Here is a 256-nt window from a genome sequence, read left to right as displayed (position 1 = left end):
ATTCTAGTTTTCCCTTGCCCATACTGTACAAATGATTCGGCTTTAGCTATATGAAGTGTACCTGTCTTCCCTTTAGTCTTTGAGTCAAACAAGCCACATGTTAAAGTGTCGTCAAGTGATACTTCAAACAGTATTGGCTCATCAATCTCGACTGATATCCATCTCCGTCCCCATTCAATGTTCTTAGACTCGGGAAGCAACTCAGTTACCTCCGTTTTAGTAACAGCATTCAATTTTTCTACTGCCTGATTTTGCT

1 protein-coding gene is annotated in these 256 nt (G+C 40.2%); it reads right to left on the bottom strand.

Annotated elements, in window-relative coordinates:
• On the bottom strand, positions 1-256 hold a 256-nt coding region (locus tag AB4486_RS27505; protein WP_372119973.1), incomplete at both ends, for a hypothetical protein.

The organism is Vibrio sp. 10N.222.55.C6 (assembly GCF_041473395.1).
GTDB lineage: Bacteria > Pseudomonadota > Gammaproteobacteria > Enterobacterales > Vibrionaceae > Vibrio > Vibrio crassostreae_C.
This window is presented reverse-complemented; position numbering and strand designations above follow the sequence as displayed.